The sequence below is a fragment of the Janibacter terrae NBRC 107853 genome, assembly GCF_001591405.1.
Lineage (GTDB): Bacteria > Actinomycetota > Actinomycetes > Actinomycetales > Dermatophilaceae > Janibacter > Janibacter terrae.
The window spans coordinates 267,012-292,667 of record NZ_BCUV01000006.1; the positions used below are offsets into that span (position 1 = coordinate 267,012).

At 70.0% G+C, this 25,656-nt stretch carries 21 protein-coding genes; 9 read left to right on the plus strand and 12 right to left on the minus strand.

The genetic code is table 11. The features are described from left to right. Nucleotides 1-3 precede the first annotated feature (3 nt). From JT1_RS06565 to JT1_RS06595, 7 genes are all read right to left on the minus strand, one after another. Entirely contained in the window at nucleotides 4-387 is a 384-nt protein-coding gene (locus JT1_RS06565) for a Na+/H+ antiporter subunit E (RefSeq protein WP_082807516.1), read from the minus strand. Further along, the gene (locus JT1_RS06570; RefSeq protein WP_068324859.1) at nucleotides 384-1,958 is read right to left on the minus strand and encodes a monovalent cation/H+ antiporter subunit D family protein; all 1,575 of its coding nucleotides are present in this window, start codon (nucleotides 1,956-1,958) and stop codon (nucleotides 384-386) included. The genes JT1_RS06565 and JT1_RS06570 overlap by 4 nt, the downstream gene beginning before the upstream one ends. After that, the gene (locus tag JT1_RS06575) at nucleotides 1,955-2,311 is read right to left on the minus strand and encodes a sodium:proton antiporter (RefSeq protein WP_068324860.1); all 357 of its coding nucleotides are present in this window, start codon (nucleotides 2,309-2,311) and stop codon (nucleotides 1,955-1,957) included. The genes JT1_RS06570 and JT1_RS06575 overlap by 4 nt, the downstream gene beginning before the upstream one ends. Next, nucleotides 2,308-5,046, minus strand: a complete 2,739-nt coding sequence (mbhE, locus tag JT1_RS06580) for a hydrogen gas-evolving membrane-bound hydrogenase subunit E (protein WP_068324861.1) — start codon at nucleotides 5,044-5,046, stop codon at nucleotides 2,308-2,310. Before mbhE ends, JT1_RS06575 begins: the two co-directional genes overlap by 4 nt. A gap of 43 nt (nucleotides 5,047-5,089) precedes the next feature. Then, nucleotides 5,090-6,178 (minus strand): calcium/sodium antiporter, encoded by a 1,089-nt coding sequence (locus JT1_RS06585; protein ID WP_068324862.1) that lies wholly within the window; start codon nucleotides 6,176-6,178, stop codon nucleotides 5,090-5,092. Nucleotides 6,179-6,841: 663 nt separating this feature from the next. Continuing rightward, the gene (locus JT1_RS06590; protein WP_255218274.1) at nucleotides 6,842-8,338 is read right to left on the minus strand and encodes a putative type IV secretion/conjugal transfer ATPase; all 1,497 of its coding nucleotides are present in this window, start codon (nucleotides 8,336-8,338) and stop codon (nucleotides 6,842-6,844) included. A gap of 47 nt (nucleotides 8,339-8,385) precedes the next feature. Continuing rightward, complete coding sequence (locus JT1_RS06595; RefSeq protein ID WP_068324864.1) at nucleotides 8,386-9,891, minus strand: SCO6880 family protein; 1,506 nt, start codon at nucleotides 9,889-9,891, stop codon at nucleotides 8,386-8,388. A gap of 34 nt (nucleotides 9,892-9,925) precedes the next feature. On the opposite strand from JT1_RS06595, the gene JT1_RS06600 reads away from it, so the two are divergent. Together JT1_RS06600 and JT1_RS06610 are read left to right on the plus strand one after the other, a co-directional pair. After that, a complete protein-coding gene (locus JT1_RS06600) occupies nucleotides 9,926-10,732 on the plus strand; it encodes an argonaute/piwi family protein (RefSeq protein ID WP_174522858.1) in 807 nt (268 codons plus the stop codon). 46 nt (nucleotides 10,733-10,778) lie between these two features. After that, nucleotides 10,779-11,995 (plus strand): IS3 family transposase gene (locus JT1_RS06610; protein ID WP_169701937.1). Its coding sequence is split into 2 segments (ribosomal slippage): nucleotides 10,779-11,063 and nucleotides 11,066-11,995, totalling 1,215 coding nucleotides; the frame shifts between segments, so codons are not numbered across the junction. 620 nt (nucleotides 11,996-12,615) lie between these two features. On the opposite strand, the gene JT1_RS06615 is transcribed toward JT1_RS06610, so the two are convergent. After that, nucleotides 12,616-12,846 (minus strand): hypothetical protein, encoded by a 231-nt coding sequence (locus JT1_RS06615; protein WP_068324868.1) that lies wholly within the window; start codon nucleotides 12,844-12,846, stop codon nucleotides 12,616-12,618. Between the two features lie 61 nt (nucleotides 12,847-12,907). On the opposite strand from JT1_RS06615, the gene JT1_RS06620 reads away from it, so the two are divergent. From JT1_RS06620 to JT1_RS06640, 5 genes are all read left to right on the plus strand, one after another. Beyond that, nucleotides 12,908-13,684, plus strand: coding sequence for an NAD-dependent epimerase/dehydratase family protein (locus JT1_RS06620; RefSeq protein WP_068325440.1), 777 nt, complete (start codon nucleotides 12,908-12,910; stop codon nucleotides 13,682-13,684). Nucleotides 13,685-13,706: 22 nt separating this feature from the next. After that, nucleotides 13,707-15,212, plus strand: a complete 1,506-nt coding sequence (scpC, locus tag JT1_RS06625) for a succinyl-CoA:acetate CoA-transferase ScpC (protein WP_068324869.1) — start codon at nucleotides 13,707-13,709, stop codon at nucleotides 15,210-15,212. Between the two features lie 20 nt (nucleotides 15,213-15,232). Then, nucleotides 15,233-16,399 (plus strand): MFS transporter, encoded by a 1,167-nt coding sequence (locus JT1_RS06630; RefSeq protein ID WP_255218275.1) that lies wholly within the window; start codon nucleotides 15,233-15,235, stop codon nucleotides 16,397-16,399. Nucleotides 16,400-16,519: 120 nt separating this feature from the next. After that, nucleotides 16,520-18,226: an SPFH domain-containing protein gene (locus JT1_RS06635; RefSeq protein WP_245634698.1), complete on the plus strand. Its 1,707-nt coding sequence runs from the start codon at nucleotides 16,520-16,522 to the stop codon at nucleotides 18,224-18,226. Then, nucleotides 18,223-19,593 carry an SPFH domain-containing protein gene (locus JT1_RS06640; RefSeq protein WP_218005561.1) on the plus strand — a complete coding sequence of 457 codons (1,371 nt, stop codon included), beginning with the start codon at nucleotides 18,223-18,225 and terminating at the stop codon, nucleotides 19,591-19,593. The genes JT1_RS06635 and JT1_RS06640 overlap by 4 nt, the downstream gene beginning before the upstream one ends. Nucleotides 19,594-19,597: 4 nt before the next feature. On the opposite strand, the gene JT1_RS06645 is transcribed toward JT1_RS06640, so the two are convergent. After that, nucleotides 19,598-20,152 carry a PadR family transcriptional regulator gene (locus JT1_RS06645; RefSeq protein ID WP_068324871.1) on the minus strand — a complete coding sequence of 185 codons (555 nt, stop codon included), beginning with the start codon at nucleotides 20,150-20,152 and terminating at the stop codon, nucleotides 19,598-19,600. 56 nt (nucleotides 20,153-20,208) lie between these two features. On the opposite strand from JT1_RS06645, the gene JT1_RS06650 reads away from it, so the two are divergent. After that, nucleotides 20,209-20,598: a nuclear transport factor 2 family protein gene (locus JT1_RS06650; RefSeq protein ID WP_068324872.1), complete on the plus strand. Its 390-nt coding sequence runs from the start codon at nucleotides 20,209-20,211 to the stop codon at nucleotides 20,596-20,598. Between the two features lie 50 nt (nucleotides 20,599-20,648). Here the strand turns inward: JT1_RS06650 and JT1_RS06655 are convergent, their stop codons facing one another. Beyond that, the gene (locus JT1_RS06655; RefSeq protein WP_082807517.1) at nucleotides 20,649-21,431 is read right to left on the minus strand and encodes an SGNH/GDSL hydrolase family protein; all 783 of its coding nucleotides are present in this window, start codon (nucleotides 21,429-21,431) and stop codon (nucleotides 20,649-20,651) included. Beyond that, complete coding sequence (locus JT1_RS06660; RefSeq protein WP_068324874.1) at nucleotides 21,431-23,449, minus strand: NADPH-dependent 2,4-dienoyl-CoA reductase; 2,019 nt, start codon at nucleotides 23,447-23,449, stop codon at nucleotides 21,431-21,433. Before JT1_RS06660 ends, JT1_RS06655 begins: the two co-directional genes overlap by 1 nt. 128 nt (nucleotides 23,450-23,577) lie before the next feature. Between JT1_RS06660 and JT1_RS06665 the strand changes: the two genes are divergently transcribed. Beyond that, entirely contained in the window at nucleotides 23,578-24,777 is a 1,200-nt protein-coding gene (locus JT1_RS06665) for a Fic family protein (protein ID WP_068324875.1), read from the plus strand. Here the strand turns inward: JT1_RS06665 and JT1_RS06670 are convergent. Beyond that, complete coding sequence (locus JT1_RS06670; RefSeq protein WP_068324876.1) at nucleotides 24,731-25,654, minus strand: LysR family transcriptional regulator; 924 nt, start codon at nucleotides 25,652-25,654, stop codon at nucleotides 24,731-24,733. The two genes, JT1_RS06665 and JT1_RS06670, sit on opposite strands and share 47 nt — an antisense overlap. Nucleotides 25,655-25,656 lie beyond the last annotated feature (2 nt).

Below are 25,656 nucleotides of genomic sequence, written 5' to 3' on the forward strand. Positions count from 1 at the left end.
CACTCACCCTTCTTCCATTCCGTTGGGGGCCGTGCCGCCCCGCTCCAGCCGGCGGACGGCGTCAAGCAGCTCCGCCTCGAGCCGCGCCAGGTCTGCGCGAAATGCCGTCGTGTCGGAGGCGTGCATGCCGTGCACGATCAGCCGCGCGCGGTCAGGACTGAGGGAGACGGCCATAGTGCCGGGAGTCAGGGTGATCAAGCCCATGTAGGCGGCCACCTCTGCGTCGGTCCGGCACCGCAGCCGCACCTCGACCAGGGCCGGCGCGAGCCGGGGCCGGCCCGTCAGGATGGTCGCTGCGACCTGCACGTTGGCCTTCAGGTAGCGCCACCCGTAGACCACCACGAACAGAGCCATGCGGACAGGACGAGGAGCACGGGCCCCGGTCATGGCGAGGTCACCGCCTCGACATACGTTCCGACGTCGACCAGACCATCGGCCGCCCGCTCGCAGACAACGAGCAGCGGCTCCGCAGCGAGGCCGAGCGACACCGCCACCCCGGCCAGGACGACCGCGGGGGCCAGCAGCAGCGGCCGCGACGCGATCGCACCGGCCGGGGGCAGGATCGGACCAGAGCGCGACGGGACCACCATGATCGTTGCTTCGGTCGACGGGCCAGCACCCGGTCTCGTCACGGGCTGGGACTCGGGCTGGGGCTCGGGCTGGGTGAAGATGGCGTTCCACAACTTCAGCATCGAGACCAAGGTGAGCAGGCTGACGACCGCCACCGCTGCCACTGCGGCGTACTGGTGCTCGGCGACGGCTGCCTGCACGAGTTTCAGCTTGGCGACGAAGCCGGAGAGCGGCGGGACACCGACCAGTGCCAGTGCGGAGATCCCGAATGCCCCCGCGAGCACGGGTTCCGTGCGGCCGATTCCGCCCAAGAGACGCAGCTCGTCGGTGCCGTGGCGGACCTCGATGGCGCCGGCGCACATCAGTAGCGCTGCCTTGACCAGGACGTACTGGACGAGGAAGAAGATGCCGGCCGCCAACCCGGCGGTGGTGAACAACCCCAGGCCGAGCAGCATGTAGCCGATCTGGCTGACCATGTGAAAGGTCAACACAGATCGAACGGAGCGCTCCCCCAGTGCAGCGAGGACGCCGACCACCATGGTGAGCAGCCCGAGGACGAGGAAGATCCACAACCAGCGTCGGTCGCCGTCGAACACGACGGCATAGATCCGGAACAGCGCATAGACACCAACCTTGGTGAGAAGACCGGAGAAGAGTACGACCACGGCGGGGCCGGCTACGGCGTAGCTGCTCGGGAGCCAGCTGTGCAGGGGCACGATCGCGGCCTTGATCCCCAGGGCCAACAGCACCACTGCGGTCGCGAGCGCAGCCGCCGGGTTGCGGGCAGCACCTGCCAGCTCGCCGAGGTCGACGGTGCCTGTGACGCCGTAGAGCAGGCCGACGCCAGCCAGGAACAGGGTGGAGGCGAGCAGGTTGACGCTGACGTAGCGTTGTCCGGCCGCCAGCCGACGCCGCCCTCCGGATCGGATCAGGAGCACGTAGCTCGGAACCAGCATCACCTCGACGAACACGAACAACGAGAACAGGTCGCCGGTGAGCATCGCGCCGTACACACCGGTGGAGAGCACCAGGGCCAACGCGACGAAGTGGCCGTCGTCCTCGCCTGTCGCAGCCGCGAAAACGAGGCTCAGCAGCACCAGCAGCGACGTGACCGCCATCATGAGGGCGCCGAGGACATCGGCGACGAGCACGATCGCGATGCCGGACGGCCAGCCCCCGAGCCGCAGGGTCGCTATGTCCCCGTCGAGGGCGGAGGTCAGCAACACCATGGACGCCACCAGCACAACGACCGTGACGCCCCACCCGACCGCTCGAGCGATCCTTGGCGGGGCACCCGCCGAGCCCGCGCCGCGTCGGGACAGGAGCAGGACCATTCCGACGCCTGCCAAGGGAGCGAAGACCGGCAGCGCCAGCAGCATCGGGCTCATCGGCCCGCGCTCGGTTCGTCCGTCTCGTCCATGTCATCTGCTGCGCTCACGTCCGGGTCTTCGACGGACTCCGCGCGCAGGATCGCCAGCAGATAGACGCTGACCCCGAACGTGATCACCACGGCGGTCAGGACGAAGGCCTGTGGCAGCGGGTCCGCCAAGGCGGCGGGGTCCCCGGCACCATCGCCGACGAAGGGCGCCCGGCGGCGATCGAGACCACCCGACGCCAGCAACAGCACGTTGACGCCATGGCCCAGGAGCACGAATCCGAGGATCACGCGCAGGAGCCCGGGCTGTGCGAGGAACCACACCCCGCCGGCCACCAGCAGGCCGACGATGATCGCCGCGGTCACGGGTGCACCCTTGACGACTCGGGCCGGTGGGTGCGCGCCGCGAAGCGGTCGAGGGCGGCCGTCAGCATACCGAGGACCATGAGCATGACACCGATGTCGAACAGCAGTGCCGAGCCGACACCGACCGCGTCCAGTCCGGGCAGCTTGAACGGCGCCAGCACAGCCTCGCCCTTGGCGCTCGCCAGCAGTCCGGTGCCGAGGGAGACCAAGATCCCACTCCCGACTAGCAGCTCAGGTCGCGACCACCTCGGTAGCCGTCCGTGTGCGATCTGGTGGGTCGCGGCCGCGGCGCCTGCGACGAGGGCGGCGATGAATCCTCCGCCGGGGGCGTCGTGGCCGACGTAGAGCAGGTAGGCAGCCACCAGCGCCGCGCCCGGCACGACCAGCCGTGCGCTCACTTGGAGGAACACCGATGCGGCGGCGCTGAGATGGTCGGCGTCGGCGGGTGGCTCCGGGGTGTGATCATCTGCGGCGGTGGAGCCGAGCAGAGCGAGCAGCCCGAGCGCGACCGCGCCGAGAACGACTGCCTCGCCAAGGGTGTCCATCGCCCGGAAGTCCACCAGGATGGTGTTGACCACGTTGGTGCCTCCGGTCGCCGCCTCGGCGTTGTCGAGAAAGAACGACGAGGCGGTTGACGGACCTCGCCGCCCGGTCAGGGCGTACGTCGCCGATGCGGCGGCGAGCCCGCAGGCGAGCGCGAGCAGCACCGACCACGGCACTCGCGGCCCGTCCCCGGTGGGCAACCGCGCCGGCAGCCGACGCAGCACCCAGACCACGACGACGGCGGTCAACACCTCGACCAGCACGAGGGTCAGCGCGACGTCCGGCGCGCCAGCGGTCACGAACAGGGCCGCCATCAGCAAGCCGACGAACCCGAGCGCAGCAACGGCCGCGAGGGTGTCACGGGCGACCACGGCGGCCGCGACGCCGAGAGCGAACAAGCCGACCACCACCCAGTCACCCACCGTGTCGGCGGGTCGCACCGGCGGGAGGTTGCGCAGCGTCACGAATCCGACTGCCGCGAGAAAAACGACGCCACCAAGGGGCCGGACAAGGTGGCTCATCGTCCCGCCCGCGCGGTCCGGCTGCCCGACCCGGTATCCGAACGCAATCAGTCCGGCGTGGGCCCGGTCGAACGCTGCCCCGGCGTCGGGAACCACGACCCGGTCGAGCAGTCGGTCCACCTGGTGTCGACGCAGGAAGAGCATCAGCCCAGAGCTGAATGCGATGACGGACATGACGATCTCAGGACTGAGTCCGTGCCAGAACTGGAACGCCCCCAATGGCTCGCCAGGCACGACATCGGCGCCGGCTCGTGCCACGAGCGGGTTCAACAAGTCGATGCCGGCGCCCAGGACCAACCCGGCCAACGCCGCGATCGCCGCAGGGGCCAGGAACGCCGGCGACGGCTCGTAGAGGCCGGGTTGGTGAATGCTGCCGCCGAAAGCGCCGTAGACGATGCGCAGCCCGTAGGCCGTGGTCAGCGCCGATGCGGCGACTGCGATCGAGCCGGCGACCAGCCCCGCCGCTGGGGCGAAGTCGGCCTGGAAGATTCCTTGGAAGAGGTATTCCTTGCTCACGAAGCCGAGCATCGGCACGATGCCGGCCATCGAGAGTCCGGCCAGCGCTGTCATCGTCGCGGTCACCGGCATCACCCGCCACAGCCCGGACAGCTCCCGGATGTCGCGACTACCTGCCTCCTTGTCGATGATTCCGACGAGCATGAACAACGTCGCCTTGAACAGCGCGTGGGCGATGGTGTGGAGCATAGCGGCGGCAAGAGCGATCGGGGTGCCGACGCCGATGGCGGCAACCAGCAGCCCGAGCTGGCTGACGGTCGAGTGGGCGAGGATGGCCTTCAGATCGTGCTGGCGCAGGGCCATGAAGGCGCCCCACAACGCCGAGGTCAATCCGATCGAGACCAGGAGCGCCGACCATGCGGGCACGCCCGAGAAGATGGGCGAGACCAGCATCAGCAGGTACACACCGGCCTTGACCATCGTCGCCGCATGCAGGAAGGCGCTGACCGGGGTCATCGCCACCATCGCACCGGGTAGCCAGAAATGCAGCGGCACCTGGGCCGACTTGGTAAACGCGGCGAACGCGATCAGGGCGCCGATCGGCAATGCCAGCGGTGACGCGAGGATCACCTCGCGGTCGGCCAGGATGTCGCTGATTGCCGTGCTCCCGGTGACCACGGTGAGGAGCACCACGGCTACCAGCAGGGCCAGACCGCCGGCTGCGGTGATCAGCAGAGCCCGCCGGGCCGGCCGGGTGGCCCGGCCCCCGGCCAGCCCGAGCAGCAGGAAGGAACAGTAGGTGGTGGCCTCCCAGAACACGAAGAGGAGCACAACATCGGCGGCAAGCACCAGCCCCAGCATGGCGGCCGCGAACAGCGTGAGCAGTCCGTAGATGGCCCCATGGGGATCGTGCGAGCTCAAGTAGCGAGGGCAGTAGGCCATGATCAAGGCGCCTACGCCGAGCACCATCAACGCGAACAGCGACGAGAGTCCGTTGAGCCGCAGGGCGAACGAGACCCCCAACGACGGCAACCAGTCCATGGAGGTCTCGACCGTGCCCCCGTCAAGGATCTGCGGCACGTGGAACGCGATCAGGATCGCGACCCCCGCGAAACCAGCGGCGAACACGTAGCCGAGCTCCCGGCCCAAGCCCAAGCGGGCAAGGAGCGGAGCCAGGACGGCCAAGACCGTCAAGGCGCTCAGGGCGAGCAGCACGTCGGCCTCCTCGGGTCGTGACGCTCGTCGGACATCCGGAGCCTCAGGACGGCGCCAGCGGCTCGCGAGCCGCGCGACGCCGACCAATCTCGTAGGCCCCGAGGACGACCAAGGTGATCGCGACCAACGGCAAGGTGAACCAGATCATCACGGCCGTGAAGCCCCCGAGCGCGTCGTGCTCGGTGGCTGCCAGCACCACGTAAGCGGTGAACGCGGCGTACAACCCGACGAACAGCGCGCCCTCCCAACGGGCGATAGCCATCCCGGTGAAAGCCACGGGCAGCAGCGCGACCGCTGCGGCGATCATGAGCGGGATGTCGAGGGCCACGGCCGCGTCTGCGACCGGTACCCCGTCATCGGCCACCAAGGCGGCGACGCCCAGCACAGCAGCGATGTTGAAGATGTTGCTGCCGACGATGTTGCCGACCGCCAGGTCGCGCTCACCGCGTCGAACAGCAATGAGGGACGTCGCCAGCTCAGGGAGCGAGGTACCTACCGCAACCACCGTGAGCCCGACCACCAGGCCACTCACCCCAAACCCCTCAGCGATGCCGACCGCACCCTCGACCAGCAGCTGCGCTCCGACGACCAACAGCGCCACCCCGCCGAGCACCGCCAGGAGGAGCAGCCACACCGGTCGTTCCTTCTCGCCCACTGTTGACTCGCGGACATACGGCGCACTGCGTCGCCCCACAACGACCGACACCGCGGTGTAGACGACTATCACCGTGACCAGAAAGAACCCGTCAGCAAGGCTCAGGCGGCCGTCCAGCGACAGCAGCAACAAGCACATTGACACCCCGACCATCACCGGCACGTCCAGACGAATCAACTGTGCGCGCACCGTCAACGGTAGGAGCAGCGCGGAGGCACCCAGGATCAGTAGGACGTTCACGATGTTGCTGCCCACAACGTTGCCGACCGCCAGGTCGGGTTGCCCTTCCAAGACCGCGCCGACAGTGACGGCCATCTCTGGCGACGACGTGGAGAAGGCCACCACCGTCAACCCGATGACCAGCGAGGAGAGGCCGACACGAGCCGCGAGATCCGATGCCCCCCTCACCAGAAGCTCACCGCCACCGACCAAGATGACCAGCCCGATCGCCACAAGAGCGACGTCGACTGCGCTCACAGGCTGAGAGCAAGACTCTGAGCGCGCCCGGCCGCTGATAGGCAATGGCGGTCCGCGATCAGCGGCGCGGCAAGCTCTGTCCGGGTGCCGATGAGTACTGCCATCCTCGCAGGCAACTGGCGCTGCCTGACTGGCCGGATCGAAAAGGACATCGACACTGCTCCTGACGGTCTCGTAAGGTCCTCCCGACGTCGATCGGTCGAGGCGGAACACTCGGGCGGAGATGCTGGCCGGAATGATGATGGCACAGTGTTGAACTCACTTCCAATGCGTAGCAAATCACGCGAATCCTACCGCGCATGTCAAATGGACGTGAGCCAAGTTGCAATCCACGCCACCGCGTCGCCCGGGTCAATCGACCACTCGTAGCCCAGCCATCCTCGCCTCGAGGTACGTCGACCAACGCGGCGCTGCCGGCGTCGCATACCCACGCATGGAATGACCGCAGCGGGAACCCGCAACGGTTAAGCCGCAGTCCAGGCACACCCGCCGGTCCTCATGCGTCCCGGATGCCCCGCCCGGAGAGGTTCCCGGTGACGGGCTGCCCATTCGGGACGCGGCACGCATCCCCCACGCACTCTCCGAACCTGAGTGCGCTCCTCGGGTCGAGGCCGTTGCGTATGCTCAGGTTCATCGCAGAACCGTCAAAATTCGCGCGAACTTCTAAAGAGCGGACTCGATGGCCTCGTTGGTGTAGTAGAGCTTCTTCTCCAGCGGGTGGAGCACCGTCTGGACCTTGTAGGTGGCGTCGCCGATGCACCACAGGGCGCGGCCCTTGTCCTGCATGGCCCACCCGGAGACGAGGTCCTGGGCGATCGGGCCGAGCCCGAGCATGGAGTCGAGCTCGCGGGCGACACGGGGCTTCTGGGCACCGAGGATCTTGATGTCGGCCAGCTCGAGGAGGTCCTTGGCGATCATCGCGGCCTGGGAGTCGGCGTCGCCAACCGAGAGCAGGTCGGAGGGCTTGTGGAGGTTGCAGAACTGGATGTCGCCGCCCTTGCCGGCCATGCCGCGTGAGAGCCGCAGGTCGGCGTCGAAGCTCGCCACCGCGGCGGTTCCGAGACGCATCTGCTTCCAGACCTCGTCGCGCACCACGATGCGCAGGTCACCGGGCTCGGCGATCTCCCGCAGACCACGCCCCCAGGAGTTCATGCACAGCAGCGCGATGCCCACGGCCTCATCGCCCAGGCCGTCGAGCCGGGAGAGGCTGAACGACTGGATCGGGGCCCGCCAGTCGACCTCGATGTTGGTGAAGTCGTCGAAGAGGCCGGCGAGGGTGCCGGTGACCAGCTCGCCGAGCGCGTTGCGCAGCAACCGGGTCTCGTCGAGGAACTGGCGGGTGTTCGCGTACTCGCAAGCCTCGACGAGCTCCTCGGTGGGGTTGCGCAGCAGGTCCCACAGCCGCGGGATGGTCGTCTCGGCCAGGACGCTGTTGCCGGCGGCGTAGCCGGTGAGGATCGCCAGAGCGTTGCGCACGACGTCGGACTCGTCGGGGCCGAACGGCACCCGGCGCTCGTCGTCGATCTTCATGCTGCCGACCAGGCCTCGGACCAGGACGAGCCACCGCTTGAAGATGATCGTGGCGCGGCGCTGCGCCTCCTCGGCCGAGAGCTTCTCCCACCCGTCGCCGAGCGGCCCCATGGACAGCGGGTTGACCCGGGCCCAGAAGCCGGGGGCGATCACGAAGGGTTCGACACCGAGCGCGCGGCACAGCGACTCGTACTCGTCCTTGACGTCGCCAGTGACCAGGGTGCGGTAGCCGAACGGCATCATCCGGGTGCAGAACCCCTTGGTGGTTCCGGACTTGCCGCTGCCCGGCTTGGCGAACTGGAAGATGTTCGGGTTGGTCACCGGTACGTCGTCGCGCAGCACCCAGCCGAACGGGTCGCAGTAGAAGCTGCCGCCGGAGAGCTGGTCGACGCCCATCTGCGCGCCCGTCGGGGGCAGCCCGGGCGCGGAGACGAACGGCCAGAACACCGGGGCCTGGTCGCTGGTCATCCGCCAGGCCATCGCCGGGGCGGTCGCGGCGGCCCAGCCTCGGCCGCGGCGGGCGGCACCGCGGCGCGGCGCGTACCGGAAGAGCCGGGGCTCCTTGGCTTCCGGGGCGAGCGTGGGGATCGTGGGCAGGTCGTGCCCGAAGTCGGAGAGCAGGGCAGCCATGTCGCGGCCTCGATCGGCGCCACGGCGGTTCCGTTGAGTGGTGGTCATCAGGCGTCTCCGCTCCGGGTCAGGCTCGTGCCGAGGGGGATGGTGGACGCGGCGAACCCGACGTCCTGGGCGAGGTCGAGGCGCAGCGGTGCGAACCCGGCGCGTCGGACCGAGGCGTCCAGGCGGCGCCCGAACTCGGTGATCCGCATCGACTTGGGGACGGTGACCGTGCACACGCCGTAGGGCCGGGTCAGCGAGTTGCCGCGGGCCAGCTTGGCGTCCAGGCCGCGGGCCTTGTGGGCTTCGTCGCGCTGCTTGGCGCGGGTCTTGCGGCCGAGCTTCTCGTTCATCCCCTCGGCCAGGTCGGCGGCCCACTCGGCGTTGCCGGACTGCCGATCTGCCTTGGTCTGGGAAACGATCGGGTACGCGACGACGAACGATCGCCGCTCACCGAACTCGCTGGGGGTGAGGATCGGTGCCAGGGCACCCATCGCGACGCCGCGGGTCGGCAGCTTGATGGTGGCGCTGACCGAGTTCCAGGCGTCGTGGCTGTAGTGCCGCACCGTGGCGTCGGCACCCGAGGGGCCGGCCATCGCCCACGGGACGTCGGCGTTGACGCTCGGGTCCTTCTCCCGCAGCGAGAGGGCCTCGACGATGCCGGCGCGGTCGCCGGGGGCGAATCCGGTCCGGCAGGCCAGCGCGAGCTCGGGGCTGGTGAGCCAGCGCACCGTCGTCATCCCCATCGGGCCGCGCAGCTGGGCCTCGATCTCGGCCATGAGCAGGTAGAGCTCGCGGCAGCGGCCCTCGAAGCCGCCCCCGGACTCTTTGGCCGACCTCGCGATCCGGGTCTCCGGGATCACGATCGTCACGAACTGCTCGGTGCGCACCGATGCCTGGGTGAGGCCGTGGGCCAGGTCGCTGTTGACGACCTCCGACAGCTCCGGGGCGTTGGGGCGGCGGTGGCGGTTGACCCACAGGTCGCGCTCGGCGCCGTCCTCGGGGACGGTGCGCACCTTGAAGAGGATCTCGTCGACCTTCTCTGTGCGACCGGCGACGTCGAGCAGTCCGGCCAGCGCCTCGCCGTAGCGGGCGCGCTCTTCGGTGTCCTTCATGCCGATACCGGGGTGCACGATCGAGGCCGTGACCGCCCAGGTCTTCATGGCGTGGTCCTCGATGATCGCTACGCGCTGCAGCTGCGAGCCGTGCGGCGGGCCGTCGTGGATCTGGACGCCCTGGAGGACCCCGGGCAGGTCCGGGGTGTCGAGATCGTCGCCGCGGCCCTGGGTGGCCTTGGCGCGGAACGAGGTCCAGCCGAACAGGCCGCCGACGGCGTACATCGTCGAGGCGAACACCCAGCCGGTGGCCGAGCGGCCGCGCACCGGGATCACGGTGATGGCCAGCAGGAACACCCAGACCAGGGCGAACAGAAGCGCGGAGAACCACGCTCCGCGGCTGATTGCCCAGAACGCCGGCAGGCTGGCCAGCGCCAGGAACATCAGCTGGCCTCCGGAGAGGCCGAAGAACCAGCCGATGCGGTCGCGCTGGTAGTCGGCGTAGGTGGTCATCGTCGGCTTCCCTTCTGGTCAGTGAGGTCGGTGGGTGTCGATCGGTGCTCGAGGTGGGGCGGTCGACGCATCGGTACACCGCAACCGGTGGGATGCCGCCAGCTGCCGCGCCGGCGCCGCCGGCACCTCCTGCTACTACAAGGCCGGCGGCGTGCCATGGCGGATGACCCGCCATGTCCGGGACCTCACGACCTGCTACGTCGGCGTCGCCTTCTACCGGAGCACCGACAACGAAACACTGCAGACGAGCGTGGCGCAGGTTTTCAACGAGCGCGGCGACGGCGTGATCGTCCGTGGCGCCCAGGCCACTCAGTCGAAGGACGACCGACAGCCACACCTCACCGGCGACGACGCCAAGGACCTCCTTGAGCAGTCGCTGGCCCGTTACCGCATCGAGCACAAGACGGCACCCGCACGCGTCATGCTGCACAAGACCTCTTCGTTCACGCCTGAAGAGTTGGAGGGCTTCCGGGCTGCCGCCGAGGCGGAGCGCCTGGCCATGCTCGAACTCGTCTGGATCCCACGCGAGGACTCCCCCCGGCTGTTTCGGCAAGGCGAGCAGACGACCCTACGAGGCACGCTCCTGTCGCTCACTGACACCCGGCACCTGCTCTACACCCGTGGGAGCGTTCCGTTCTACCGGACTTACCCAGGGATGTACGTGCCGTCGGCACTCCCCTTCCGCCTTGCCGACGTGCAGTCGAGCGCGGCCGAGATCGCGACTGAGCTGCTCGCGCTCTCCAAGATGAACTGGAACGCCACCCAACTCGACGGCCGGTTGCCCATCACGCTGCGCACAGCTGACTCGATCGGCCGGAGGGACTGCTGCACGATCAGGTGACATCTGATCTGTGGTGCCCAAGGGTGCTGCTGGAAGGATGTGCACTGTGCCGAAGCCATACCCCAAGGAGTTCCGCGACGATGTGGTTCGTGTCGCGAGGAACCGTGAGCCGGGCGTTCATCTGAAGCAGATCGCTGCCGACTTCGGCATCAGCGAGTCGTGCCTGACGAACTGGATGAAGACCGCCGATGTCGAGGACGGTGTGAAGCCGGGAACGACAGCGAGTGAGAACGCCGAGCTGCGTGAGGCGAAGAAGCGGATCCGCCTCTTGGAGCAGGAGAACGAGGTCCTACGCCGCGCGGCCGCATACCTGTCGCAGGCGAACCTGCCGGGAAAATGATGTACCCGCTCGTCCGCGAGCTGGCCGCCAAGGACGCGCCCATCAGGGTGCCCGTGACGGTGACGTGCCGGGTGCTCAAGATCGCGCGCCAGCCCTATTACCGCTGGCTCGCCAACCCGGTCACCGACGCCGAGCTCGAGCAGGCCTACCGCGCCAACGCCCTGTTCGACGCCCACCGCGACGATCCCGAGTTCGGTTACCGGTTCCTGGTCGACGAGGCGCGCGAAGCCGGTGAGCCGATGGCCGAGCGGACCGCATGGCGGATCTGCTCGCAGCTGGGCTGGTGGTCAGCGTTCGGCAAGCCCAAGCGAGGCAAGGCCAAGAAGCCCGGCCCGCCGGTCCACGACGACCTGTGCGCCGTGGTCGACGACAAGGGTCGGGTTCGGCACGAGTTCAACGCCGATGCCCCGAACAGGCTCTGGCTCACTGACATCACCGAGCACCGCACAGCAGAGGGCAAGCTCTACCTCTGCGCGATCAAGGACGTCCACTCCAACCGGATCGTCGGCTACTCCGTCAGCGACCGGATGAAGTCCCGCCTCGCAGTGACAGCGCTCAACAACGCTGTCGCCAGGCGGCAACTGGAAGGGGGCGATGTCGCCGGCTGCGCGATCCACAGCGACCGCGGCAGCCAGTTCCGTAGCCGGAAGTACGTCCACGCGCTCAACCGTCACGGCATGGTCGGATCGATGGGCCGAGTCGGCGCGGCCGGCGACAACGCAGCCATGGAGAGCTTCTTCAGCCTGCTCCAGAAGAACGTCCTCAACCGGCAGCACTGGACCACCCGCGAGGAGCTGCGGATCGCCATCGTCACCTGGATCGAGCGGACCTATCACCGTCGTCGTCGACAGACCACTCTCGGGCGGTTGACCCCCATCGAGTTCGAGACCATCATGACCGCGCCAGCCACTCAGGCTGCGTGACCCAACCTGTCACCTGATCGTGCAGCAGTCCCGGATCCTGAAGCACCTCGGCCCGAATGAACGCCCGGCGCCGCGATACGCCTACTACATGTGACTTGGCTCGGTGGGTGTAGCTGGGTTTGAGCTCGTCGCTTCTTCGGATCGCATCGGCCAGCACAAGACGGCCAAGCATCGAGAGGTGCCCGCTCCGAGCCGCCAGCGAAGTGCGCGCCACCCTCCGCGAGTTCACGCACAGTTTCAACACCCAGACAGCGTTAACGTCATCGCAGCTCGGACCCGCCTCGCCGAGGCACCCGCGACGTCCCCAACGCGCCCAACGGCACCGAGGCGGTAGTTTGAGGACGAGGACGTCTTCGTAGTTGAACGCCCCTGAAGGGCCGACAATCGCTCGGCTGTTACAAACGGGATACAAATCGCCTGAACGAATCGGAGTTTGCGCAGGTCAGCATGGGTCAGTCAGTCAGTACTACGACATCTGATCGACGTCTGACCTCACGAAGGGCGGGGCCCCCGATCACCGGGGGTCCCGCCCTCGTCGGTGTGTGCACAAGAGTCGTCCTGGTGCATCTCGTGGTCGATTCCGCCATCAGGTGCACCAGGACGACCCTTCGTGCTGGTCCTCAGCCGAGCTCCTGCTCGGCCTCGGCGAGCCGGGTCAGTGCGAGGACACTCTCCCACGTGCCGGGCTTCAGGCCGGCGGCCGTGGCGCGGGCCCGCTCGAGCACGGACGCGTCGCCGGTGAGCCTGGCCAGGACGGACAGCGCCTCGACGCTCTCCCACGTCCCGGCCTTGAGCCCGTGGGCGGTCTCGGTCGCGCGGACGAGGGCGGGTCGGTCATCACTCCTGCTCATGCGCCGAGTATGCCCCTCGCCGGACCTGACACGGCCGTGCGCGAGAGGCAGAGTGGGGACCATGACGAAGCGACGCATCCTCATCACCGGTTCGACGGGCGACGTGGGCACCGTCCTCACGCAGCGCCTCGGCGACGGGTTCGAGATCATCGGGCACGGGCATGAGGCCGGCCCGTCGGCGGACCCGGTCGTCCTCGGCGGTGACCTCGCCGACTACGACGCCGTCCTCGCCCTCATGGACGGGATCGACACGGTCGTCCACCTGGCCGGCGCCGCCTCGCCCGACTCCGCGTGGGACGCGGTGCTCGAGGCCAACATCATCGGCACCCGCAATGTCCTGGAGGCCGCCCGCGTCGCCGGGGTGCGGCGGGTCGTCTTCGCCTCGTCCAACCACGCGATGGGCATGTACGACCGCCTGGAGCAGTGGCCGGTCTACCCCGACACGCTCCCCCGCGCCGACTCGCTGTACGGCGTGTCCAAGATCTTCGGCGAGACGCTCGGCCGGTACTACTTCGACGAGCACGGCCTGTCCTTCATCGCGCTGCGCATCGGCTGGGTCTCCGGTGACCCGACCCTCGTCGACGAGGACGTCCTGCACGCCATGTGGCTCAGCGAGGACGACGCCGCGCAGGTCGTGCGCTGCGCGATCGAGGCGAAGGTCGAGCACGGTGTCTACTACGCCATCTCGGACAACCCCAACCGCCGCTGGTCGATGACCAACACGATGCTCGACCTGGGCTACCGACCGCAGGACTCGTGGTCCGACGAGGCACCTGCCGACGAACCGGTGGTCGAGGGCGGGCAGACGGTCGCCGACGACTGGCCGAAGGGGTCGTGAGCGCGGCTGAGATCATGAGCGCATGAGCCGCATCACCTGCCCCGTCCTGAGCACCCGCGTCACCACCGCCGAGGCCGCGGCGGAGCACGTCCGCCCCGGGGACAACATCGGGATGAGCGGTTTCACCGGGGCCGGGTACCCCAAGGCGCTGCCCACGGCCCTGCACGACCGGATGGTCGCGGCGCACGCCCGCGGGGAGGACTTCCGCGTCGGTCTGTGGACCGGGGCCTCGACGGCACCCGACGCGGACGGCGTGCTCGCGGAGGCGCGGGGCGTGGCGAGCCGGCTGCCGTACAACTCCGACCCGACGATGCGCCAGCTGATCAACTCCGGCGAGGTCGACTACGTCGATGCCCACCTGAGCCACTCCGCGCCGCACATGTGGTTCGGGTTCTACGGCAACCTCGACGTGGCCATCGTCGAGGTCACCGCGATCCTGCCCAACGGCCTGCTCGTGCCGGGCAGCTCCGTGGGCAACAACAAGACCTGGCTCGAGCAGGCCGACCGGGTCATCCTCGAGGTCAACCACTGGCAACCGCGCGAGTTCGAGGGGTTCCACGACGTCTACTACGGGGCCGCCCTGCCGCCGCACCGCCGCCCGATCCAGCTCACCGACCCGATGCAGCGCATCGGCGACCCCTACCTGCGCGTCGACCCGGCGAAGGTCGTCGCCGTCGTCGAGACCGACCGCCCGGACCGCAACTCCCCCTTCAGCCCCCCGGACGCGACCTCGCAGGCCATCGCCGCCCACGTCCTGGACTTCCTGCGCGCCGAGGTCGCATCCGGGCGGATGCCCCCTTCGCTCCTGCCGCTGCAGTCGGGTGTCGGCAATGTCGCCAACGCCGTCCTCGCGGGGCTGGACGGCAGCGAGTTCACCGACCTCGTCGCCTTCACCGAGGTGCTCCAGGACGGGCTGCTCGACCTGCTCGACAGCGGCACGGTGCGCGCCGCGTCGGCGACGTCCTTCGGTCTCTCGGACGTCGGGGTGGAGCGGTTCCTCGACAACATCAGCAGCTACAAGGGGCGGATCCTGCTGCGCAGCGAGGAGATCTCCAACCACCCCGAGCTGGTCCGGCGGCTCGGCGTCATCGCGATGAACGGGATGATCGAGGCCGACATCTACGGCAACGTCAACTCCACCCACATCGCCGGCAGCAAGATCATGAACGGCATCGGCGGCAGCGGCGACTTCACCCGCAACGCCTTCCTCAACTTCTTCCTCACCCCGTCCACGGCGAAGGGGGGCACGGTCTCGGCGTTCGTCCCGATGGCCAGCCACGTCGACCACACCGAGCACGACGTCCAGGTCATCGTCAGCGAGCACGGGCTCGCCGACCTGCGTGGGCTCTCCCCCCGGCACCGGGCGGTGCGGATCATCAACAACTGCGCCGACCCGGCCTTCCGGCCCGGGCTGCTCGACTACTTCGAGCGGGCCCAGGCGGCCCGGCCCGATGCCGTCCACACCCCGCACCTCCTCGGTGAGGCGCTCAGCTGGCACGAGCGGTACCTGGAGACAGGGAGCATGTGAGCGGTGAGACACTGCTGCCAGTGAGCAGTGTGTGGACCGCGCGGGGGATGCCCGCGCTGCTGATGGCGACCTTCCTGGGCTTCAGCGGCTTCGCGGTCCTCATGCCGGTCGCCCCGCTCTGGGCCGTGCACGGTGGCGCGGACGAAGGGGGCGCCGGTCTCGTCAACGGGGTCCTCCTCACCGTCACCGTCCTCACCCAGTTCACCGTCCCCGCGCTGCTACGGCGCTTCGGCTGGGGTCCCGCGCTCGCCGCCGGACTCGTGCTGCTCGGCGCGCCGTCGCTGGGGTTCATCGCCAGTGACGCGCTCCCCGCCGTCCTCGCGCTGTCCGCGGTACGCGGCGTCGGGTTCGGCATCCTCACCGTCGCCGGGAGCGCGGCCGTCGCCGAGCTCTCCACGCCCGAGACCCGCGGCAAGGCCGTCGGCGCGTACGGCCTGTCCATCGCCGGGCCCCAGGTGGTGCTCCTCCCCCTGGGCTCCTGGGTGGCCGAGACGCTCGACTTCGGCGTCGTCTTCGCCGTCGGGGCCGTGCCGCTGCTCGGCGTGCCCGCCGCGCTGGCCCTGGGGCGGGTGCTCGAGGCCTTCCCCGCGCACGAGGCGCCGGTCGGCAGCGAGGCCGGCCCCAGCACGCCGCGGGTGGCGCTCACCCTGCTGCGGCCGATGGTCCTGCTCGTCGGCGTGACCATCGCCGGCGGCGCGGTGCTCACCTTCGGCCCGCAGATGGTCCGCGACCCAGCGGTCGTCATCCCTGCGCTCGCCCTCATGGAGCTCATGGCCGCGATCTTCCGGTGGCGCATCGGCGACCTCGCCGACCGTCACGGCGCCGAGCGGTTCCTCGCCCCCTTCGTCCTCCTGACCGTGCTCGGCATGGGCGGCATCGCCTGGGCGGTCCACGACCAGTCCGTGCCCTTGCTGCTCGTCGGTGCCCTCCTGCTCGGCAGCGCCTACGGGGCCCTGCAGAACCTCACGCTCGTCATCTCCTTCGCCGCCGTGACGCGCCGGCACATCGGCCTCGCCAGCTCGATCTGGAATGTCGGCTTCGACCTCGGCTCGGCCCTCGGGTCCGTCGTCGTCGGCGCGATCGCGGTCGGGTACGGCTTCCCGGCGGCCCTCCTCGTGACCGCCGCCTTCGCCGTGCTGACCCTGCCGCTGGCCCTGGTGCGGGTGCGGCGTCGAGACGGTCGCTGAGCGACCTCCTCAGCCAGCGGTGGACGAGGGTGCAGCGCTGACGGGGAGTTCTCCCCGTGTCCGGCCGAACTCCCCTGTGGGAGACTGCGGCCAACTCAGGGAACGAACGAAGGGGCACGGGTGAGCAACCCAGCGCAGCAGTTCATGGACAGGGCCAGGCAGGTCGCGGACGCGACCGGCATGGGCGGGGCGGTCGACCAGGTGATGCAGCAGGCGCAGGGGGCCGGCTTCGACCTCAACGCGCGGGACTTCCCCGCAGCCCGGGGCGAAGGGGGGTCCGCCGGCACGCGGATCAACGCCGACCACGTCCCGCTCGACGACGCTGCGGAGGCCCTCAGCCGCAGCCGCTACGAGATGGGCGTGACCGGCCCCGTGCACGTCATCACCCCGATGGTCATGCCCAAGGGCCGCCGCCTGCGGGCGATGCTGCCGGTCATCCTGCTCGTCATCGTCGGCGTCGTCGGATCGATCTTCCTGCTGCCCTTCGACGGGATGAGCCTGGCGGTCTTCGGGCCGCACTACTGGGTCCTCGTGGTCGCCGTCGCCGCCTTCATGTGGTGGCGGCAGGGCATGGTCATGGTCCCGGAGGGCTGCACCGCCCTCATCAGCCGCTTCGGCAAGGTCGAGGCCGAGGTCGGCCCCGGCCGGGTGACGCTGTGGAACCCGTGGAAGCGCGTCTCCTACATCGTCAACACCACGCGCGAGTACCCCTTCAACGCGCCGATCCGCTCGGCACCGACGAAGTCCGGCGTGCAGGCGTCGGTCGACCTCTTCCTCCAGTTCCGCATCGTCAGCGCCCGCGAGTTCGTCTTCGTCCTCGGCGCGGTGCAGGGCTTCCAGGACAAGCTCAACAACGCGATCTCCGAGACGACGCGCTCGCTCATCTACGAGCAGGAGGCCTCCGGCATCTACGACCTCGTCGGTGAGAGCACCGCGCGGCTGCTCGACCAGCTCAACGCGCAGTTCGCCCCGGCGGTCGAGCTGACGACGGCCAACATCACGCACGCCGAGCCGTCCGCGCAGGAGTACCGGATGGACCTCGCGGCCCCGGAGATGATCCGCGTCGCCAAGGAGGCCTACACGTACGACTACGAGCTGGGGCTGAAGAAGGAGCAGAACGAGGGCGACCTCAACAAGGACCTCGCCTCGCTCAAGGAGAACCTCTCCGGCATCCAGGCCGACATCGCCCGCTACCAGGCGCAGATGGACACGGCGCTGGAGCGGGAGACCAACCGCGCCGAGGCGGTCGCCCGCCAGCGCTTCGTCGAGTCGGAGTCCGATGCCAACGCCAACGCGGCCCTGCTCGAGGCCCAGGCCCTCGACATCCGTGCGCTGAGCGCGGCGCTGGCGCCGGAGATCCTCGACTACCGCTACCAGCAGGACATGCTCGACAAGATGGAGGGCGTCTCCGGCTCCCTCCCGCAGCTCGTGCGCATCGGCGAGGAGTCCGAGGGCGTGGACTACCTGCAGATCGCCCGCCAGCTCGTGGGCGGCCAGGACGCGCAGCTCTTCTCCGCCCAGGACATGGAGGACATCCGGGCGCGGCAGGGCGACATCGCCGCCCGCATCAGCGCACGCGAGGCCGACATCGTCGACCTGCTGCAGGCCCCCGAGAAGACGGACGTCGAGATCCTGCCGGCCACGGAGGCAGAGACCGATCCCGAGGGCGAGCAACGGCTCGACGAGATCCGCCAGTCCGTCACCGACGAGAGCGTCACCGAAACGCTCGGCGAGGTGAGCAGCGGCGGCATCCGCCCCTCCACCCCGCCGCCACCGGTGACCGAGACGATGATCCAGACCGACGCGACCGAGGGTGAGCAGCGATGAGTGACCAGATGATGGAGCAGGCGGTCCGTGCCGCGCGCGGTCAGGGCATGAGCTCGATCAAGGAGGTCGTCTCCGGGTGGGGCGATGTCGCGCGCTACCTGCGTGGCGGCGACTCCGGCTCGCTCGTCCCCGTCGTCATCCCCAAGGACAAGCGCGGCATGCGCTGGACCGCGCTCATCTGGTTCGGCCTGTGGGCGCTCCTCAGCGGGGTCTTCCTCGCCGCCTCCGACCACGGGGCACTCGGCGGGCTGGCGATCTTCGTCGCGATCATCTCCTTCCTGCTCTCGGCGCTGTGGTGGTGGCGCAGCTCGATCGTCGAGATCGAGGAGGGCACGGTCGGGGTGCTGACGAAGTTCGGCGCCATCTCCGGCCCCGGCCTCTCACCCGGCCGGCACTACCTCTGGCACCCGTGGGCGCGGGTCGCCTACGTCGTCGACGTGACCACCGAGATCCCCTACACCGCACCGGTGCTCAGCTCCCCTACGCACGAGAACGTGCCGCTGAAGTCGATCGAGTTCTTCCTGCGCTTCCGCATCGTCGACGCCATCCGCTTCGTGCAGACGATCGGCGCGGGCAACTTCGACCTCGTGCTGTCCAACTCGGTCCAGGACGCCATTCGGCAGCGCAGCCGCCAGGTGCGCACCGAGCAGGCGTACGACCTGCGCGGCAGCGACGTCAAGGACATGCAGGACCTGCTCAACCGTCAGCTGACCCGCTACGGCGTGCAGATCATGGGCTGCAACATCCCCGACGTGCAGCTGCCCGACCAGTACCGCGAGCACCTCGCCACCCGCGAGCGGGTCGCCAAGGAGCTCGTCGCGTACGAGAAGGAGTGGGAGCTGACGCGCAAGCGTCGCATCGACACCCTCCTGCTCGAGATCGAGCGGTCGAAGAAGGTGCGTGACGCCAAGGTCGTCGAGGTCCAGGCGTCGCTCAACGAGGCCCGCAAGGACGTCGCCCAGATGCTCGAGGAGCGCGAGACCGAGGCGCAGAAGATCCGCTACGAGATCGAGACCCGTGCCCGCACCAACCTCGTCGCCGCGCAGGGTGAGGCCAAGGCGCAGGAGCAGCTGGCCACGGCCTACCGCGACAACCGTGCGGTGCTCGGCTACGAGCTCGCACGGCGCCGTCTCGACGTGGGCGCGACCCTCGCCGAGGACGCCCCGCGGCCGGTCATCGTGCACACCGACGCCGGCGCCGGCGACTCCTCCGCGCTGTCGACGCTGCTCATGGCGCAGCTGCTGCCGCAGATCCAGTCCGGTGACACCGCCCCGCGCCGCGGGTCGCGCCGGGCGTCCCAGCCCGCCCAGCTCGACGAGGTCGCCGAGCGCGCCGCCCGGGCGCTGCGGGAGCAGACGCAGGGCTGACCGCTCAGCCGGCGCGCGCCTCGAGCACCGCGAGGACCCGACGAGCCCACGCGACGTTTTCCTCCTCGAAGCTGATCCCCCGCAGTAGCGTCAGGTACTGCCCCACGCGCTCGCTCGTCGCGAGGTAGTCCTCCTCGCTGCGGCCCGCGAGCGTGCGCTCCTGCACGAGCCGATAGGTGGCGAGCTTGGCCTCGAAGGCCGCCAGCCGCTCGAGCACGTGCCCGCGGATCGCCGCCGGGTCGCCGGACTCCAGGGCGGCGACCTGGACGAGCAGCTCGTCGCGCACGGCGAGCGGCTTGGGCGAGCGCACGGTGTGGGCGCGCAGCGCCTCGCGTCCGGCGGCGGTCAGGCGGAAGACCCTCTTGTCCGGGCGCTTTGACTGGGCGACCGTCCGCGCGCGCACCAGGCCGGCCTGCTCGAGCTTGTCCAGCTCGCGGTACAGCTGCTGCGGGCTGGCGGTCCAGTAGTTGGCCACCGAGACGTCGAAGGCCTTGGCCAGGTCGTACCCGGACGACTCGTCGTGGGCGAGGGCGGTGAGGATCGCGTCCTGGAGGGCCATGAGCCGATCGTAGTTCGCCTCTGGCGGTTACTCATCTAGTTGAGTAGGTTCGACCCATGTTCCGGACCGCGATCGAAGCCCATGACATGGACGCCGTCGAGGCGCTCCTCGCCGACGACGTCGTCTTCCGCAGCCCCGTGGCGCACACCCCGTACCCGGGCAAGGCGATCACCAACGCCATCCTGCGCTCGGTCGCCGAGGTCTTCAACGACTTCCGCTACGTGCGCCAGCTGCAGGACGGTCGCGAGGAGGCCTACCTCTTCGAGGCGAAGGTCGACGGCCTGGAGATCACCGGCTGCGACTTCCTCACCTTCGACGAGGAGGGCAAGGTCGTGGAGTTCATGGTGATGACCCGCCCGCTCAAGGCCTCCCAGGCCCTCGCGGCGCGGATGGCCGAGCGGTTCCCGCAGATCCAGCAGGCGGCAGCGAGCTACTCCGCTCCCTGAGGAGGTCGCTCGGCGAGCTGCTCCGCTCCCTGAGGAGGTCGCTCGGCGAGCTACTCCGCTCCCTGAGGAGGTCGCTCGGCGACCGTCTCGAAGGGAGTGAGCGTCGGCCGCTTGGCCACCCGCCCGTCCCCCGAGGAGCGTCCGGTGAGCCGCCGACCGAGCCACGGGCCGACGTGCCGCCGTGCCCAGTCGGTCTCGGTGCGCAGGCTCCGTCGCGGTGGTGCCCCGTCGGGCACCTGGCTCCAGGTCTCCCCCACCGGCAGCCCGAGCGCGTGGGCGGCGCCCAGGGCGAGCCGCTCGTGACCGAGCGCCGACAGGTGCAGCCGGTCGTCGGCCCACGCCCGCCGGTCCTCGAAGATCGTGCCCGCCGTCCTCGCCGGCGGCTGCATCCCGTGCTCGTCGGCGAGGTGCTGGTAGATCGCGTTGAGCTGCACCCGCCGCCGAGCGATCAGCCGACCGGCGGGGCTCACCGCGCGGATGTCGGGGATGGGGACGACGGTGACCCGGACCCCCTTCGCGGTGAAGGGCGCCACGATCCCCACCAGGGCGCGCCGCAGGCCCGGGACGTCGAGACGGGGGCGCAGCAGGTCGTTCATGCCGGCGGTGAGCGTCAGCACGTCCGGTTCCATCGCCAGCGCCGCCTCGACCTGTGTGTCGAGCACCTCCTGGGCCCGCAGCCCGCGCACGGCGAGGTTGGCGTAGCCCACCTCGCCGTGGTGGTCGACGAGCAGCTCCGCGAGGCGGTCGGCCCACCCGCGGAGGGCGCCGTCGGGCCACGGGTCGTCGCCGACCCCCTCGGAGAGGCTGTCGCCGATCGCGACGTAGCGCAGCATCACACCACCGACGCCAACCGGGTGCCCTGGTCGATGGCGCGCTTGGCGTCGAGCTCGGCGGCGACGTCGGCACCGCCGATGAGGTGGACGCTGACCCCTCGCGCGCTCAGATCGTCGTGCAGGCCGCGGTTGGGCTCCTGCCCGGTGCACAGGACGACCGTGTCGACGGCGAGGACCTGCGCCCGTCCGTCGACCGTGATGTGCAGACCGTCGTCGTCGATGCGCTCGTAACCCACGCCCGGCAGCATCGTCACGCCGCGCTGCGCGAGCTCGGCCCGGTGGATCCAGCCGGTGGTCTTGCCGAGCCCGGCGCCGACCTTGCTCGCCTTGCGCTGCAGCAGCGTCACCTCACGAGGCGCCGCCCGGTGCGAAGGGGGCACGAGCCCACCTCGAGCGGCGAGGTCACCGTCGATGCCCCAGGTCCGCTGGAAGGCCGCGATGTCGAGGCTCGCGTCGTCACCCGGGTCGGTGACGAAGGCCGCGACGTCGAATCCGATGCCACCGGCGCCGAGGATCGCGACCCGCTCCCCCACCGGGGCCACGCCGCGCAGCACGTCGAGGTAGCCGACGACGCTCGGGTGGTCCACGCCCGGCAGCTCGGGAATGCGCGGGGTGACGCCGGTGGCGATGGCGACCTCGTCGTACCCGGTGAGGTCGTCGGCCTCGACGCGGGCCCCGAGCTTGACGTCGACGCCGGTCTCGGCGAGGCGGTGGCGGAAGTAGCGCAGGGTCTCCTCGAACTCCTCCTTGCCCGGGACGCGCCGGGCGACGTCGAGCTGGCCGCCGATGTCGTCGGCGGCGTCGAAGAGGGTGACGTGGTGTCCGCGCTCGGCCGCGGTCGTCGCGAAGGCCAGCCCCGCCGGCCCGGCACCGACGACGGCGAGGCGCTTGGCCAGTCGCGTGGGGCCGATGACGAGCTCGGTCTCGTGGCAGGCGCGCGGGTTGACCAGGCAGGAGGTGATCCTGCCGCTGAAGGTGTGGTCGAGGCAGGCCTGGTTGCAGCCGATGCACGTGTTGATCGACTCCGGCTCCCCCTTCGCCGCCTTGGCCACGAAGTCGGGGTCCGCGAGGAAGGGGCGCGCCATGGAGACCATGTCGGCGAAGCCGTCGGCGAGAAGCTGCTCGGCGACCTCGGGGGTGTTGATCCGGTTGGTGGCGACGAGCGGGATCGAGACCTCGCCCATGACCCGCCGGGTCACCCCGGCCCACGCAGCACGCGGCACCTGCGTGGCGATCGTGGGGACGCGCGCCTCGTGCCACCCGATGCCGGTGTTGATGACGTCGGCGCCGGCCGCCTCCACCTCCCTGGCGAGGTGGACGACTTCCTCGAGCGTCGAGCCGTCCGGCACGAGGTCGAGCATCGACAGCCGGTAGACCAGGAGGAAGTCCTCGCCGACGGCCGCGCGGACGCGCCGGACGATCTCGAGGGGGAAGCGGATCCGCTGCTCGTAGGACCCGCCCCAGCGATCGGTGCGCTGGTTGGTGCGCGTCACGATGAACTCGTTGATGAGGTACCCCTCGGAGCCCATGATCTCGACGCCGTCGTAGCCGGCCTCCTGCGCGAGGAGCGCGCAGCGGACGTAGTCCTCGATCGTCTGCTCGACCTCGGCGTCGGTGAGCTCGTGCGGCACGTGGGGACTGATCGGCGCCTGGAGCGGCGAGGGCGCGACGAGGTCGGCGTGGTACGCGTAGCGCCCGAAGTGCAGGATCTGCATGGCGATCCGACCACCCTCGGCGTGGACGGCGTCGGTGACGACCCGGTGGTCGGCGACGTCCCGCGCGCTCATCATGACCGCGCCCCCCTTCGCCGGCCGGCCCTCCTCGTTCGGGGCGATGCCGCCGGTGACGATGAGGCCGGCTCCCCCCTTCGCCCGCTCGGCGTAGAAGGCGGCCATCCGCTCGAAGCCGTCCGGCGCCTCCTCGAGACCGACGTGCATCGAGCCCATGATGACGCGGTTGCGCAGGGTCGTGGAGCCGATCGTGATCGGCTCGAGGAGGTGCGGGTAAGGCTGGGTCATCACGAACTCCGTTGGTCAACTTGTTGAGTAGGTGAACCATAGCGTGGACGTCCACCACGACCCCTGAGGATGTTGCGGCGCCCCATCTGACATAGGCTCAACTACGTTGACTTATGTAAGGATGCAGCATGGATCAGCGCGCGACGACACAGGTCTCGTGGGAGACACTGCCGTGGGAGCGTGACACCGGGCGGCCCCTCTCCCGCGGTCAGCGCGCCCGGATCTCCTCCACCTACGAGGCTGCCGTCCCGGCCCGCATCGCCCGGCTCGAGCCGACCATCTCCCCAGCGACCCTCGCGGCCGCTGACGACGCCCGTGGGGAGATCTCTCGCTTCGACGCCGAGCTCTCGTCCATGCTGCCGGGCACGGAGCTGGCGCCGCTGCCCGCCGTCCTGCTGCGCACCGAGTCGGCCTCGTCGTCGCAGATCGAGCACGTGACCGCGGGCGCGCGCGCACTGGCCATGGCCGAGCTCGACCTGGCGCCGGCCGGGAGCAATGCCCAGCTCGTGGCCGCCAACGTCAAGGCGATGAGGCGCGCGGTCCGGCTCGCCGAGGACGTCACACCGCAGTCCTTGCTGGCCATCCACGATGCCCTGATGCACGACCAGCCCCATGCCGCTCCCGGTCGTTGGCGCACCGAGCAGGTGTGGATCGGCGGATCCAGCGCATCTCCCCACGGCGCCTCCTTCGTCGCGCCCGCCCACACCCGGGTCGAGCAGGCGCTCGAGGACCTGTGCGACTTCGTCGTCCGTCCGGACATCCCCTTGCTGCCCCAGTGCGCGATCGCCCACGCGCAGTTCGAGACCATCCACCCCTTCAACGACGGCAACGGCCGCGTGGGTCGCGCCCTGGTGCACGCGATGCTGCAGCGCGGGGGGGCCACGACGCGGGCGACCGTGCCCGTCTCCGCCGGCCTGCTCGCCGACACGCGGGCCTACTTCGACGCGCTCTCCTCCTACCGGGAGGGCGACGTGGACCCGATCATCGACCGCTTCACCGAGGCGACGTTCGCCGCGATCGGCAACGGTCGCGCGCTCGCGCGCGAGCTCCTCGAGATCCACGTCGGGTGGACCGAGCGCATCCGCGCGCGACGCGACGCCGCCATCTGGCGGGCACTTCCCCTTCTGCTGGGTCATCCCGTCATCACGTCCGCGCTCCTCCAGCACGAGCTCGGCCTCTCGCAACCCGCTGCCGACCAGGTCATCGTGCGGCTCCGCGAGGCCGGGATCGTCACCCGGGCCACGGGCCGTCAGCGCTACGTGACCTGGGCGGCCACGGAGGTCACGGCTGCGCTCGACTCCTTCGCGGAGCGGGCCCGGCGGGGCTGACCTGCGCCACCTGGAGCAGCGCGGACGTCGCCGCGCTCATCCGAGCGCCCCTGCGCCACACCGCGGTCAGCGGTCGCGCCAGGTCGAGGGTCGTCGGGACGACGACGAGGTGGCCGGCGTCCACCTCGGTGGCGACCGCCCGCTCCGAGACGACCGCGGGGCCGAGGTCGGCACGGACCGCCCCGAGGAGTGCGGCGGTCGAGCCGGCCTGGAGGGCGATCGTCGGCGTCACGCCGAGGGCCCGCTCGAAGGTGCTGCGGCTCCCGCTCCCCTCCTCCCGCAGGACCCACTCCGCCCGCGCGAGCACCTCAGGACGAAGGGGGGTCCGCCGCCGGGCCCACGGGTGGTCGGGGTGGACCACGACGACGAGCCGGTCGGTACCGACGACCCGGTGGTCGAGGCCAGAGGCGCGGTCGGTGGTCTCGATGAACCCGATGTCGGCGAGCCGGGTGCGGACCATGTCGACGACCCGGTCGCTGTTGACGACGTGCAGTTGCGGGTGGACCTCCATGCGCTCCCGCAGCTCACCGAGCCACCGCGGCAGGACGTGCTCGGCGACCGTGAGGCTCGCCGCGACCAGCACCTCGCCGCGCCTGCTGCCGGTGAGCGAGGCCAGGCCCGCGCGCATCGTGTCCACCTCGTTGAGCACCTGCCGCGCCCAGGCGACGACGGCCCGGCCGTCCGTGGTCAGGGTCGAGCCGCGCGGCGTGCGCTCGAGGAGGGTCAGCTGCCACCGCGCCTCGAAGGCCCGCACGCGTGCGCTCGCCGACGGCTGGCTGAGAGCTCGCCGGCGGGCCGCCGCGCTCAGGCTGCCGGTGTCGTCGACGGCCACGACGAGCCGGAGGGTCTCGATGTCGACGTCGGGAGGATCAGCCATAG